This window comes from Moorena sp. SIO3H5 (genome assembly GCF_010692395.1).
Lineage (GTDB): Bacteria > Cyanobacteriota > Cyanobacteriia > Cyanobacteriales > Coleofasciculaceae > Moorena.
In genome coordinates, this window is sequence record NZ_JAAHHS010000171.1 from 1 (window position 1) to 15,129 (window position 15,129).

Annotated in this window: 7 protein-coding genes and 1 pseudogene; 4 read left to right on the plus strand and 4 right to left on the minus strand. The window is 43.9% G+C overall.

The annotated features are described in order from the left end of the window. Both F6K52_RS18820 and F6K52_RS18825 read left to right on the plus strand, forming a co-directional pair. The coding region (locus tag F6K52_RS18820) for a CHASE2 domain-containing protein (protein ID WP_293080791.1) at nt 1–783 on the plus strand (783 nt) is incomplete at its 5' end. Between the two features lie 504 nt (nt 784–1,287). Continuing rightward, nucleotides 1,288–2,220 (plus strand): DUF928 domain-containing protein, encoded by a 933-nt coding sequence (locus F6K52_RS18825; protein WP_293080794.1) that lies wholly within the window; start codon nt 1,288–1,290, stop codon nt 2,218–2,220. Here the strand turns inward: F6K52_RS18825 and F6K52_RS18830 are convergent. From F6K52_RS18830 to F6K52_RS18840, 3 genes are all read right to left on the minus strand, one after another. After that, nucleotides 2,168–2,350 carry a hypothetical protein gene (locus F6K52_RS18830; RefSeq protein WP_293080797.1) on the minus strand — a complete coding sequence of 61 codons (183 nt, stop codon included), beginning with the start codon at nt 2,348–2,350 and terminating at the stop codon, nt 2,168–2,170. The genes F6K52_RS18825 and F6K52_RS18830 overlap by 53 nt on opposite strands. Further along, entirely contained in the window at nt 2,341–5,523 is a 3,183-nt protein-coding gene (locus F6K52_RS18835) for a CHAT domain-containing protein (RefSeq protein WP_293080801.1), read from the minus strand. The genes F6K52_RS18830 and F6K52_RS18835 overlap by 10 nt, the downstream gene beginning before the upstream one ends. A 200-nt stretch (nt 5,524–5,723) precedes the next feature. Continuing rightward, nucleotides 5,724–11,018, minus strand: coding sequence for a filamentous hemagglutinin N-terminal domain-containing protein (locus tag F6K52_RS18840; protein ID WP_293080804.1), 5,295 nt, complete (start codon nt 11,016–11,018; stop codon nt 5,724–5,726). Here F6K52_RS18840 and F6K52_RS18845 point away from each other — a divergent pair. After that, nucleotides 11,017–12,289: pseudogene (locus F6K52_RS18845) on the plus strand (transposase). The gene F6K52_RS18840 and the pseudogene F6K52_RS18845 sit on opposite strands and share 2 nt — an antisense overlap. A 551-nt stretch (nt 12,290–12,840) precedes the next feature. On the opposite strand, the gene F6K52_RS18850 reads toward F6K52_RS18845, so the two are convergent. Beyond that, complete coding sequence (locus F6K52_RS18850) at nt 12,841–13,770, minus strand: pentapeptide repeat-containing protein (protein ID WP_293080809.1); 930 nt, start codon at nt 13,768–13,770, stop codon at nt 12,841–12,843. A gap of 301 nt (nt 13,771–14,071) precedes the next feature. Here F6K52_RS18850 and F6K52_RS18855 point away from each other — a divergent pair. Next, nucleotides 14,072–15,129: fibronectin type III domain-containing protein (locus F6K52_RS18855; protein WP_293080814.1), on the plus strand; the 1,058-nt coding region annotated here is incomplete at its 3' end.

A 15,129-nucleotide genomic window follows, 5' to 3' on the forward strand; every position in this document is an offset into this window, starting at 1 on the left:
CCATATGATATTAACCGCCGCCAACCTATAGGGATGACCTCTTCGGATACTTGTGATACCAGTCGCTCTTTGAGTTTTCAAGTCGCTCTGAATTACCTAGCCCAAAAGGGAATCCCGCCGATGAAGAGAAATTCAGCAGGGGATGTAGAAATCGGTGATGTGGTGTTTCGGAAATTCGCACACAATGCTGGTGGGTATCAGTTAAAGCCAGATCATGCCAGGGGATATCAGATACTCCTTAATTATCGTGCCAAGAATCCCAAACAAGTTAATCTCCAAGACTTACTCAAGGGTAAACTCGACTCCCAACTGCCGGATTTAGTGAAAAATAAGATTGTCTTGATTGGGGTTGGTAAAGATTTAAAGGATGTACACCGGACTCCCTATACTAAAGGGCCATGGTCTGACAAAATACCTGGGGTTATGGTTCACGCTCAGATGAGTAGTCAGATTATTAGTGCTGTTTTGGATAAACGACCGTTACTCTGGTGGTTGCCACCGTGGGGGGAAGTGCTTTGGATTGCTAGTTGGTCTGTGGTGGGAGGCCTATTAGTTTGGCGTTTACATTCCCCATCCTACTTGGGAATTGCTGTTTTTGTTGGTATCAGCCTCTTATCTGGAGTCTGTTATGGTCTGTTACTCCAGGGGGGATGGATACCCTTTATACCATCAGCGTTGGCGTTAGTAGCAACCAGTGGAGCCATTGTAGTTTCTAGCATGTTTAAATCAAATGTAAACAGACATGACAGTTTTTTATATTACCAAAAATCCCTAGACACTTGATTATATATTGCTTTTTGCTTCTTGCATCTTGCTTTTACTAATCGCGTTTCTGTTTACATCTCAAATGTAAAAGCTATATTTATAATCCAAGTCTTTGAAAAAATTTTGATAAAAAGGTGATTGGTTTAAAGATTGAATGAATTTTGATTCAACTAGAGAAATGAGTCGGGATTGATATGTAATACTATATTTTAGTCAATAAATCAGTCATCAGCAATGCAGAGGTGCGCTAGCAGTCTTGGGGAGCTAGTGCCGCTTTCTCATAGCTACCAACCTGAAAGCGTAAACGAAAAGACACCCAGGTTCAGCTCAGCACTTGAGATAGAGCATTTCTCAATCTATATGGAAATGCTCTATTTCCGCTCGGGTAGCCTGGCCGTAGGCCAATCCCGAGGGAAACCAAAATTGATAAGAAATGTAAAGGTTTGCAGAAAATCCCTGACTAAGGACTGATAAGGATTATGGAATCGTTTAAAAAAATTAACGTTTATTAAACCTCTGAGTATGTATAACAAAAAGCTAGGGTTGTACAAACCTTCTTTGATCTTGACCCTTGCCTGGGTACTACTTAATTTCACCATTTACCCTCTACGAGCGCGTTCGCACTCTGTTGCCCTAGACACCAACTCTGTCAGCAATAGTTTCTTCCAATCCGATACTCCATCAGCTAAACCAGATCTAGACTTTGACGGTGATGGTAGACCTGATCAGATCACAACAGCTGGAGGAGGTTTATATTTCCTCCCGCCAAATGCTACAGAACAGGAAAGCTTTGATGATGTGGGCAGACCACCGAAACGGACATCAGGAGGATCACGTGGTCTGTGTTCGGATCAGCTGATTGCTATAGTCCCTGGCAGTAGTGAGATTGTCGAGGCAACTGGCAACTGTAGTAATGACTCGAAGTCTTTCTTAGCACTGACCTTAGCTGAGTCTCCTAGCTTTTGGTTTTATGTTCCTAAACAGTCTACTCCTGAACTGACGGTGGACTTTGTACTGCTCGATGATAAGCAACACTCTGTAGTACAAGAAACGATTCGGTTATCTGGAACTCCTGGTATTGTCAGTGTTCGCCTGAGCAAACCTCTAGAAACTGACCAGGTATATCGATGGCAGTTCTCGGTTGTAGTTAATCGCCAGAGCCCGTCTAGCAATCCTAAGGTGGAAGGATTAGTCAAACGCATCATACCAAACTCTACCCTCAGTAGTAAGCTAAAGGCTGCTACTTCACCACGGGAGCGTATTGCTGTTTATGCCAGTCACGGTATTTGGCATGATGCGATGACAGGTTTAGCTGAACTACGGTACCAGAAACCAGATGATTTGAGGTTAGAACGGGATTGGGAGGATTTCCTAGGTTCCGTTGGTTTGCGTGCGATCGCAGTCAAACCCCTAGTTGATTGTTGTATAGGAAAGGGAACAGGGAACAGGGAGTAGGGAACTTCCGAGTGGTAGTTCTGACGAAAAGATCATCAACAGGCAACTTCATCCCGATTCCCGATGCCCGATTCCCGATGCCCGATTCCCGATGCCCGATGCCCGATTCCCGATTCCCGATTACAGCCAATTTCCCACTAAAACATAGGCTCCCCAGAACAATGGAGCTTGATAACCAGGGCTTTTTAGAAGATTAACTTGAGCACGGCGCAAGGCTTCAGCTTTGGTAACCGTTGCGTCAGAATCAGCTAATTCTTTGTAAAAAGATGCCATCAGTTTAGCGGTAGAGTCATCATCAATGAACCATAGGGAAGCCATAGTACTCCTGGCTCCTGACTGAATGGCTACTCCGGCCAAGCCTAAGCTAGCACGACTATCACCATCGGCAGTTTTACAAGCACTAAGCACTAGTAATTCAATTGCTTCTAAACTATTGTCACTTCTGTTCTGGATGACATTGCTTAAATCCTTGAGATTGATTCGCTTATCCCACGCCAGCAGAAAGGTCTCGTCTGGATCTGAACTAAACTCACCGTGAGTAGCTAAATGGACTACAGGAAATGGCACTGAACTGATTAACTCTTGCCATTTTTGACTGGTAAAGTCTTGATTGAGCAATTGCTGACTGGGAATTTGGGATTTAATTTGTCCTAATTCTTTTTTTACATTGGGTAGGTTAGCGAAGCCTTCATGATCAGGAAAACCCTCGCGCATGTCTGAAAGTCCAAAGGCTAAGGCATTTAACTCTACTTGAGCTAAGGGTTTGGGCTCTAGTAGACTCAAACCAGGAATGAGTGCGATCGCATAACCTTTTTCTACTAGATACTGTTCACCATCATGAAGGGTAGCCATGGGAACATTGCGAAAGCTACCATCAAGAACAAATACTAAGGTTTTAACTTGATTGGCTTCTAGCAACCCTTCCGCCCGTCGAATTAACCAGTCATAAACCTGTTGGGATAAGGCGAGACTTTCTTGAGAAATAAAAGGTTTTTCTAGCTCTATACGGAGACTTTCTAAGGTTTGCTCAAGTTTAGCTTTAGGTAAAGCAGCGGTATAGTGAATAAATTTTCCTGATTTTGGTAATTTCACGATCACCGCTAAGCGGTCATCGAGAATAATCGGATAGACTAATGCTGCACTGGGATCTATTTCCTGCTCGGCCAATTCCACAATGTCAGAAAGGTTACACCCCAGAAAATTTTCAATTTGGGCTAGCTGGAGAGAGTCAATGGCTACGGTAGCTTGCTTGAGCTTGTTCTCTGGGATCCGGTTATCTGCGATCGCCGTTCGCGTAGCGTGGCCAAAGGCCTCAGCCGCGCCAAAGGCGATCGGTTGAGCGGTTTGCTCGTCTTTCAAGAGTAAATCGACTAATTCTCGATAGACTTGCTCAACATTTTCCCGAAAGGAAAACTGCACATCTGAACTCAGAGCCAGTAAATCTTGGCGAAGAGAATCTAGGGTTTTGACCGTTGCTTGGTAAGCGGTGATTGCTTCTTCAGTTTTTCCCAGAGCTTGATAAATTCGTCCTAACTGCCATTGCCATTGATAGGCAATATCATCGGATTGAATTCCTTGAGCTATGGTCAGGGCTTTTTCGGTAAATTCTTGAGCTTGATACCATTGCTGAGTTTGTTCATATAGCTTCCCAAGGGTACCGAGGGCATAGGATTCGGCTCGTTTATCCTCTAAAAGTTGAGCCTCTTGGAGAGCTTTGACTAAACTATGAGCAATTTCGTAAGGGTGAAGGATAAAGGATGACCGCTGAAGATTGTCTTGATGCTTGTTCGATTTTAGATCATAGGTGATCAGACTTTCTACAAAATTGATTTGAGCATAGATTGCTGTTCGACTAGCTGGTAATTTAGTAATCTCGCTGTTGAGTAATTCCTTGACTTGGTCATTAATTTGAGATTTTAAGTCTTGGATGTTTGGGGCTTGATTATCCTTATTTTCTTGATTGGTTAACGTTTCTAACCAATTGTGGAAGTCAATTAGTAAACTTAAGCGCTGTAGTTTTGGTTCAATATCTAAGCTATTTGATGCTGATAATTGGCTCGACTGTTGAACAGATTCTTGATAGTATTTTAGAGCATGATTAACCTGATCAATAACCTGTTGTTTAACTTTTTTTTGTTCAGCTATCAGGCTGGTTCTGGTGTATAATTGTTTATAGTGGTTGTACCAGGAACGTTCTGTATCCCCTAAACTCAGTAAGGTCTCTCGTTTTTCTAGAGGAGGTTGAGCTACTTTCAAACTTGCCTTAAGCACTTGCTGAGAGTGGTTCAAGTCCCCGAGGAGACGGAGACTATTCCCAAGGCTACGTAAGCCCAGGATTTGAATCTGGGGATCAGGGGTTTGTTGAAAGGTTTGCAGCACAGTCTCAAACCGTTCTTGATTGGACAAATCGCAATTATTGTCCAGGTTTAAGGCTTTTAATAAGGTTTTACAGGTGCGACGGTGAAGTCCTAAGGCTTCCATCGCTTGAGCTTGATTAATTAGGGTACCTGTAATGCCAATGTCATCCTTTAATTGTTGATAAATCTCAGTAGCCAATTGCCAGGCTTCTAGAGCAATGTCTGGTTGTCCTAAAGCTAATTCTAGACTACCTAGGGTGTTGAGAGCTTGGGCTTGGATTTGCTGGTAGTCTGGGGTATCCCTGAGATCTGCTCCGGTCTCTAACAGGTTTAGGCTAAATGCGATCGCATCTTCCGCATCAAACCACTGTTGCAGTTTCTGGTAAGCCAAGGACAGATAACTCAACACCATCGCCTGATATAGTCTATCCCCTTGGGATTCATAGGCTTGTGCCGCTTGTTCCCAAGTGGTTGCTGCTTGATTAAACTGACCTTTGCTGTAGAATGCTCTGCCTTGTTCCACTAATTCTGACGCTGACCAATCTTGAGGAATTGGCTTAACAGTGCTGGGATAGGATAAGACCGGGAGGATGCCAATGGGGAGAACTAAATTTAGGAGAAAAAAAATTAAGGCTTGGGTGCCAATTAGGGTCGCGCGAAGCATGAGGACGCTAAATCTAGGGTTTCTATTTTTAATTATCTCTTGAATAGAGTATGACGTTTCATAGTAATAGTCAGGTATAGCAATTCTTATACCTATGAGGTACAAATCTCTGGGTTTTAGGGAGCAGGGAGCAGGGAGCAGGGAGCAGGGAACAGGGAACAGGGAACAGGGAACAGGGAACAGGGAACAGGGAACAGGGAACAGGGAACAGGGAACAGGGAACAGGGAACAGGGAACAGGGAACAGGGAACAGGGAACAGGGAACAGGGAACAGGAACCCACCCCTAACCCCTCCCAGGAGGGGAATAGAGGGAAGAGGGGAAAAATAATATGTACCTCATAGCTATGATAAAAGCTATATCTAAATTTTTGTGATTGCTGAGGGGCGGGATGAATATGAGTGGGTTCGGCATCCTGACAGCCTGAATGAGGATACAGACAAGATGCCTGCTCCCTACTCCCTATTCCCTATTCCCTGTTCCCTATCGCAAATAACAAGACCCAGGTACCTGCCGAAATCCATCCGGTGTCACAGTAGTGGGATAAGCAGTCAGAAAGATATTGCCATCAGCATCAATCATCAAGCCTTGCGCTTCTATAATTTGTTTTGGCTTATGGGTAGTGGGGGGCTTAACAGGGGGTTTAACCAGTGCAGTCCGGGAGCGATACCGTCCACGGGTAGTAGGGCGGCGTATATCTTCCCAAAGGCTATTGCTGCTGATTTCACCTGGGCGAGGAGGTAAGCCGCCACGTCCAGTATTGATCAGGCTAGCGCCAGTGCTATTACCCGGTTGGCAGCGCTGATCAAATTGAGCCTTGCCCGGTTCCGTGGGTAAGCTATTGGGCTCTCGCTCCAGGAAGTCATTGGTAGTTTTGATATTCACCTCACCACTGTCTGTACCACCAGAGGCATCTATATCATTGGTGCGATTGCCATCAATGGCTGGGCGCTCTTTAATACCAAAGATGCTGAAGGCATTAATAGTAATTTTGCCTCCTTGTCCCATGGGAGCATTAGCAATGATATCGCTACCGTTATCACCTGTTGGGGGGAAAGCAATCAGGAATGGGTTATCATTCGGATTATCATTACGGTTTTCATTAATAGTTATGTTACCTCCGTTAGCATCTAATAAAGCCTTTGCGGAGATCAGACTTTCGTTTTTGAGCTGTATTAGGTCTGATACGTTTAGTATGATATTCGCTCCTGATGTCCCATTATCGAGATTTTGAGCAGTTTCAGCGAAAAGTTTTCCGTTGTTAAGTAACAGGGAATTAGCCGTAATGTCGAGATTACCAGCTACCCCTTGGTTACTGCTTACGGTGATTATCCCTCTATCTTCAACCTTGAGGGAATCAGTATTGATAGTGATCGTACCAGCTTTACCACTGAAATTGCCTGAGCTGCTAGACACTAAACCACTGGCAATGTCACTATTAGTGGGACTAACTCCAGAGATAGTAATGTCATCAGTAGCATTAACTGTAATGTTGCCAGCATTTGCTGCACGATCAGGTAATGATTCCACAGATACACCAAGATTTAGTTGCCCTCGTAAAAAGTGACTAGTAATGCTTTCACGGGATAAGGCTTCGTCATAGACTGCCACTTCATCAATCACACCATTAAATGCTTGGTCACCAATGTTCCGCCAAGCCCCGATCAAGACACGGGGGTTTTGACTTTCAAAAGCACCTTGGTTGTTACTGATCACTTCCCGACCATCCACAAAAATAGTGTTGGTGTTGGAGTCTTGGTCATAAGTAGCTACAATGTGATACCAAGTGTTTGGTTCAATGATGTTCCCTGGTGTTCTCAAGTCCGAGTTACCCTCAAAGTCACCAAAACGGACAGCACCGTTACTGGTCACTCGGAAATATAGACTGTCACCGTTACCATCGTTTCGGTTATTGCTTGGATGTATCCCGACATAGGATTGATCCACAGATTGCTCAGATTCGTTTTGCTTTACCCAGGCTTCTACGGTGAAGGATTGATTACTGATATCTAATTCCGAACCTGGTGCAATAATACCAACATCCACAGCATCATTGTTGCCATCAAATTCTCCTGCTGTGCCTGATATTCCTGGAACGCCCTGAGTTACGCCATTCCTGTAGGTACCGTTGAAGCCATTGCCAGAACTGTCAACAGCCGTTATCGAAGTGGTTTCGTCTAAACGCCAGTAGGCTACTGGCTGATCCTCTAGCACAATATCCTGATAGGACTGGTTGACTAAATCAGAAGCTAGATCTACTGGAATGAAACCAAAGGTTCCTGCTTCCACCCGCCCACCATTAATAAGAGATAGGGAGGAAGTAGTGATCTCAATATCTCCTCCATCACCAGTAGCTGCATCTTCTACACGGCTGGTAATAAGTCCATCATTCTTGAGCAGAACAGATTCTTTTGCATCTACAACAATGGAACCACCATTCCCTTCTGAGAAAGTAGAAGTGGAAATTTGACCTTGGTCTTCAACAGTTAGTGTATTGGTGGTGAAATTTATAGTTCCACCTGTCCCACTGCTGCCCGTGCCAGCAGCTAGGGTTCCACCATCAGTCACAGCAATGGAGTTAGCATTAATTTTAATGTCACCACCGTTGCCCTTTCTTGACTTACGATTGACACCAGTCAAGATCCGACTAGGTTTGTCATTAATGCCTATTCCGTCTATTAAAACCTGGTCACGAACCTCAATGATCACATCACCACCATCCCCCTGGCCTTGAGTACCAGATGCTAACCTGGCACCTCCAGTAATCTCAAAGGAACCTTCTGTAACTGTGATCGTGATCGTGCCACCATCCCTCTTGCCATCCGATAGAACATCAGTAGCTATGGCACTATCTGCTCCAATCAACTCGCTGACTCCGTCAACTAAAACGCGATCGCTAGCTATTATTTCCACATCACCCCCTTTTCCTTTGCCACGGCTTTCGGAATTTATCTGAGCACCATCGGTAAAGGAAACTGACCGAGCTTCAATTGATACTTTGCCACCGTTACCCTCTGCTTGAGGTCTAACGCGAGTGAAGATAATACTTGAAAATCGATTATTTTTTTTATTCTTAGCAGCGCCATCAAAGATAACTTGATCCTTAGCAATAATTGATATATTGCCAGCATTTCCGATGTCATCGATTTCAGTACTTACTTGACCGCCATTGGTCACAAAAACTGACTTTGCTTCTATGGTGATTTCGCCACCACTACCTCTAGCTTTTGATTGGTTGCGAAAATTTTTGTCTTCTCGATCCGGACCGACCCGAGAGCGCAAACCGCTGGCTATCCTATCATTATTGGCTACTCCGTCAATCCTGACTGTATCGCGAGCTTTGATAGTTATCTTGCCAGCATCACCTATACCAAATAGGTTGGTTTGGATTTGACCGCTCTTTGTAACCGAGAGGGAGCCAGTGTGAATGGTAATGTTACCACCGTTCCCGACAGCGTCTTTCCCAATGAATTCCCCGACGTTACTCCTAATCCTACTAAATCGATTGCCTGTTGCTCCCGAAACCGTTACGCTATCACTAGCAAAGATTTCAATATTGCCACCAGTGCCTTTACTGTTTAGATCAGCACTGAGTCTAGCACCATCAAGGATTGATAAGGATTCGGCCTTAATGGTTATCTTACCCCCCTGGCCATTTGCCCCACGCTCAACATTAACTCTGGCTTCACTGGAGGCTTCATTCCTGTCGATATCACCATTGCTTCGCCTAAAGGTTACCCTTGGTGCGCCTTTAAAGATCACTTGACGAGCGTCTATGTTGATATTACCTGCACTCCCTTCACCCCGGAGGCTAGCATCAAGGACAGCACTTTCAGTGACTGAGACAGAGTCAGCTTTGATGGTAATATCCCCACTCTTGCCTTTGCCTCCGTTGTCCATACGAGATACTAGTTCAGTGCCGTTATTATTAGCTTCACGACCGTTTCTGCCATCTAGGGAAACTGCACCACTGGCCGTAATCTTGATATTTCCAGCATTGGCTTGACTGTTGCTGTTGGCTCGGATCCTAGCTCCTTGGCGGGCACTGAAGGAACCGGTTTCAATGGTAATATCCCCAGCTTGACCAGCATTGGAGGTACTGGTGATCATGTCACTATTGTCAAGGGTTATGTCATCAAACGTAATTAATTTAATCTGACCAGCATTACCGCTAGCGCTAGAGGTATTAATGCTATCACTTATTTCAATCCCGCCTCGATAATCGATAATCACATCACCACTATTTCCCACAAACTCACCGAAATCGTCATCAGTGCGGAGTGTTCCAATTTCCAGCTTATTAGTAGGATTAGCTCCATTCGGTTGATACTGATTGGTTAAGAATACTAGTCCATTCGGTGCATTAATCGAAATGTCACCAATGGTAATATCTGCACTAGTAGCAGCCGTATCGAGGTTAGGGGCAAGATTTCCGGTATCCACATTTCCTGGAAAACCGCCGAGTAATGTCCAATCTATGCCAGCACGGATATCTAAGGTAGGTTGGCTACTGCCATCAATTATTACAGACGTTCTCCCTTGGTCAGACAAGGTAACATTGGCCAGACTAGCCAAGAACGGATTGGAGTTATCAGGGCTAATGGCATTATTGGCTGTATCGGTAGAGTTAATTTCGATATCACCAACGGTAACACTACCTCCAGCCAAAATATGTAGTGATGCTCCGGTATAGTTTCCTAAACTGACATCCCCATTGGCCAGAATAATGGGATCATGGGGACTGACTAAATTTCCTGGGTTACCATCCAACTGCTCGATGGTGAAACTTCCGCCAGCGGTATAGTGAGCATCCCCTGCTATGGGACCCGGCGAACGCAACCGTAAATCAGAACCAGCGAATAAACCACTATCGGTATGGTTATGGGCAGCAATATTAATTAACTGATTACCCTGAATTAGCAGCAAACCACCAGCATTGGCAATAAAGGGTTGCGCTAGACTATCCCTGATGCTAACCGTATCTTCTCCAAATAGAGTCAAATTACCACCAGCCTCCAGTTGACCCTGTAGATCCAGATGGCCAGCGGCTAGAGTTAAATCTTGTCCTACTCCTAAATTCCCAGTATTTTTAATTCTTGTCCTGGGGTCATATTTGCCATACTGCAATCCTGGGGTGATATTAATCGTTAGCAGTGGCGGGGCTTGTGGGGATGTGGCACTAAACTCTTGGCCATCAGCAAAGACCAAGCTATTGGCAGTAGACGCGAAAAATGAACCAGCTACATCTAATTTCGCCTGCGGTCCAAACACAATACCATTAGGATTGAGCAAAAACAGATTCGCTGACCCATCTACTCCCAAAGTGCCTAGAATATTGGAGATATTACTTCCAGTTACCCGGCTTAGAATATTATCGATTCCAGAAGGATTAGCAAAATAAACCCGTTGTAGTTCCCCTACATTAAATTCCTGAAAACTGTGGAATAGGTTAGCACCTCGTGTTGCGCCACCTTCGATTTTATCTGCTATTTTTCCTTGGACAGTGGTATTAGGGATCACCACAGACGATTCTGAACCTAATGTGCCATCCGGAACAATATCATCGGCCAAGGCATAGTTTCCCGACATGGCTAGGGTTAACCAACCCAGAGCGATCGCTATTGCCCTAGCCCAAGCTGCGGTTAGGGTGATTACTTTAAATGTCGGAAGAAGGCTCCCGCCAAAATCTCTGATTTGGCGGTGAGATGAATTCCGACCAATAAAAAAGAATGCAGTATCTATGTTTATCAGGGTTTGTTTATGATAAAATTTTATCATGATTGTACGCGAAGCTAAATTATTAAACGGTTCTCAGTCTCAATATGCAAGACTTGACTCAGCTATAAGGACTGCACAGTTCATTAGGAATAAGGCAGTTAGACTATGGCTAGACGAGCCAGATGTGGACAAATCTCGTATCTCTCGTTTATGCAAAGAGTTAGCCCAACAATTCCCTTTTGCTAAAAAGCTTAACTCAATGGCTCGTCAAGCTTCAGGAGAAAGGGCTTGGAATTCAATATCTAGCTTCTATCGTCGTTGTCGTGAAGGAGCCAAAAACAAAGGTTATCCTCAGTTCAAAAAGTATTCTCGTTCAGTTGAGTATAAAACCTCTGGCTGGAAACTTTCAGAGGACTGTTTAACCATTAATTTCACTGATGGATTTAAAGCGGGTCGGTTTTCTCTATTCTGTAATCATAAAACCAGAGAGGACTTATTCAGACTTAAAATTAACCGGGTACGAGTGGTTAGACGGGCTGATGGATATTATGCTCAATTCTGCTTTGATGCCAGTCGCTTTGAAGCGGGAAACTATACTGGAAATCTTGTCGGTATTGACTTAGGTTTGAAGTATTTCTACAAAGACCAAAATGACAATTCTGCCATCTATCCCAAGTATTTAAGACAAGCTGAGAAGCGGACCCGCGAAACTACAGCGGCGGCTGTCAAGAAAGTTTGTCAAAGGCAAGAAGCCTCAATCAAACAACTACCACAAAGCCAGAATTAGACTGGGTAAAGCACATTTGAAGGTTCAAAGGCAGCGTAAAGACTGGGCAGTGAAGTTAGCTCGGTGCGTAGTCCACTCTAACGATGTGGTTGTCTATGAAGACCTCAAGATACAAAACATGGTCAGAAATCATCACTTGGCTAAGTCAATTTCTGATGCTTCGTGGTATCAATTCACTCAATGGTTAGACTATTTTGGGAAAGTTTGGCATAAAACAGTGATTGCTGTTGCACCGAATTATACATCTCAAGATTGTTCACATTGTGGTCATCGAGTGAAGAAATCTCTCAGCACTAGAACTCATCAATGTCCTAAATGCCAGACAGAAATTTGCCGTGATACAAATGCAGCATTAAACATTTTAAAGAAGGGCATGAAGATTCTAGGCATTGAGTGGAATACAGGTACTGAAGGGCATTCAGGAACCTCCGAGTATTCGGGAACGCTTGAGGAGACTACCACCTCTGCTGTAGATGGGCAACCTGAAACAGTAAGTGGTGTCGCTGAGTCAAGAATCACTGTTTGTGAGAATCCCGCGCTGTAATCTCTGATTCAGCGCCGGGAGTATGTCAATAGCTTTCCTCCACCCATATTCATTTATAAGTTATTGCTTGAAATATATTCTGGCCGATTATACCAGTTATTGGTGCTTTTTATTGGAACTATAGGAAGTTTAAGACCTGTGGTGAAATGGGTAGAGATCACCCTAAAATTATGGGATATATAGCGTTTATATATAGGTTGTAAACAAGCTTAGGGCATTAATTGAAATGCAAGTAAAAGGTAAAAGCTATGATGGTAAAGAGCTTTGGCGTTTTATTGTAAAATTAAAAAATACCGCCTAGGTTTACATCTCATTTATAAATCCTATAGCGTATTCAAGCTAGTAAGGTGCAAATTTATGGATTTTAGGGGGCGTTGCTTAATAATGGAATTATTTTAATAGTTTTTAGGTGCGCTTGACCTTGGCGAATTTAATTATTCATGGATCAAGGGCACCTTTGACTAAAATAAGCTGAACGCGCACGCGTGAGCTTTTAGCTCACGGCTGACAACTGACAGCTGTTCGCGTAGCGCATAGACTAATTGTTACTGTTACCCACAAGGAACATTCAACGCGCCATTTTTATTAAGCCATTGGCACTGTTGAGCACTTAATCCTTTAGCATCGGTAAACACCGCACCTGCAACCTCGCAGTTAGAGAAATCAACGTCATTCCAAATAGTATTCTCTAATATAGCGTACTGTAAATCAGCATTTGTAAGATTAACTTTAGATAAGCGAGCGCCTTCTAAATTTGCAGAAAATAAAGACGCTTCAGTTAAATCAACATCGTTTAATAACGCATTTTCTAAACTTGACTCCAGCAACTGAGCACCATGCAAAATTACCTCGCTTAAATCAGCAGCTCTGAGATTAGCAACAATCAGATTAGCAGAGGTTAAATCTGCTCTGACTAAACTAGCACGGCTTAAGTTAACCCGTTCCAAATCAGCACCAACCCACTTAGTATCGATTAACTGAGCCCCTTCTAAGGTAGCTAGATCAAGGCTTGCTCCACTGAAATTAGCCTCAGGGAAATTCACAGCTCCTAAATTGGCCATCTTGAGATTGGCATTGATCAAGCTTATCCCTTTCCCAGTTGCTTCTCTCAAATCAGCCTTTTGCAGCTGGGCAAAGGAAGCCTCAACCCCATCTAGTTTTGCTCCACAGAGCTTAGCCTTTGTTGCCCAAGCCCCTCGGAGATTCGCCTCCTCCAAACCAGCACAATTCAGTTGAGCACCTGAGAGTCGGGCATAAACCAGAGTTGCCCCCGATAGGTTGGCCCAGCTGAGATTGGCTTGAGTAAAGTCTGTCTCTTGACAAGATGCTCCCGAGAGATTGGAATTACGTAGGTAAGCGTGGGCAAACTGAGCCTTATCCAGATTCAACCCCTGTAAATCAATATGACTCAGCTCGGCTTTCTGTAACGACAGTCCTTGCTTAAGTTGGCTAATAACTTGATTAGTAGTTAATAATGTCATAGTATTGCTTATAGAAAACCTATAGTCAGTTAGTTTTGTATCTAATTTAACTTTTTTGTCACATCAAATGTGATTAAAGCAATAATCTTTTACATAAATACATTGAGCGTTTGAGGGATCCGAGCAGTCAACGGGCTAACGAAACGCTCTATATCAAAAGGAATAAGAGTTTGAGCACTTAGACTAAGACCCTGATACCTAAGTGCTCAAAGTATAGTGGAGAGTAATGGTGTGTTTGATTAGGGGTTTCCCTCAATCAGCAACGTCGTGCTATGGGGAGTAGGGAGTAGGGAGTAGGAAAATGGTCAAGTTTTCTATCAGTCGCTTTATCCTCATGGCAGCTATAGTTATCGGTGTAATTGTTCTTGTCCCAACTATCAAGCAAATTACCCAGCAGCGAGCCATGACATCTGCTTACGAATTACTGACTGACCCATTCTTGCAATTTCCTACAAAAGATTCCGTGCGGGTGGTTTGGTTTACCGAATTTCCTGGCTCCCGCCACACTGTTACCTACGGCACGAGCTCTTATCGTAAGGCTACTGCTACTACTACTAAACTCAGCCGCACTCGGGAAGACCAAAAATCCCGAGTTGGCAACCAGACCGAAGACGCCCAACTCTACCAAAAGCCCATCATGCGGGATATTTGGCGTCATGAAGCGATCGTAACTGGACTGACTCCTGGTCTTGCTGTGCCCTATCAAGTCACTAGTGTTAAGGAGAATGGGCAATTTGTCAGCAGCAAACTCTTTAGCCTCAGTGCTCTACCAAATCCTGAGACACCCCAGAAAATTCTTCTGACCTCTGACCATCAACTAATGCCCATGACCGCAGCTAATCTCCAGAAGGTGGTAGACACTGTCGGCCAAATTGATGGGGTGTTTTATGTCGGTGATTTAGTTAATATTCCTGACCGGGCTTCGGAATGGTTTGATGATAACCGGGGTGGTGCGTTTTTCCCTTGTCTTCAGGGTCGAGCTAATTACCAATTGGAAAAGAATGGGGTTAAAACTACCTACCATGGCGGTGAAATTATTCAAAATGCCCCGATTTTTCCTGTCGTTGGCAATCATGAAGTGATGGGTCGTTTTTCTATGGAAAAGGATTTGAATAGCCAATTTGGTGACCCTTTTCCTCGCGCTGCAGCACAAGCTATCTATCAGCAAAAAGCTGAACATTTAAATCCAGATAATGACCCTAATTATTACCAAGCTTGGCTAAAAAACAATACTTATAATACTGACACCTATAACGAAATTTTTTCCTTACCGAATGGCAAACCCTATTATGCGGTAACCTTTGGTGATGTTCGCTTAGTGGTGTTGTACATTACTAATATTTGGCGCACATATAGCTT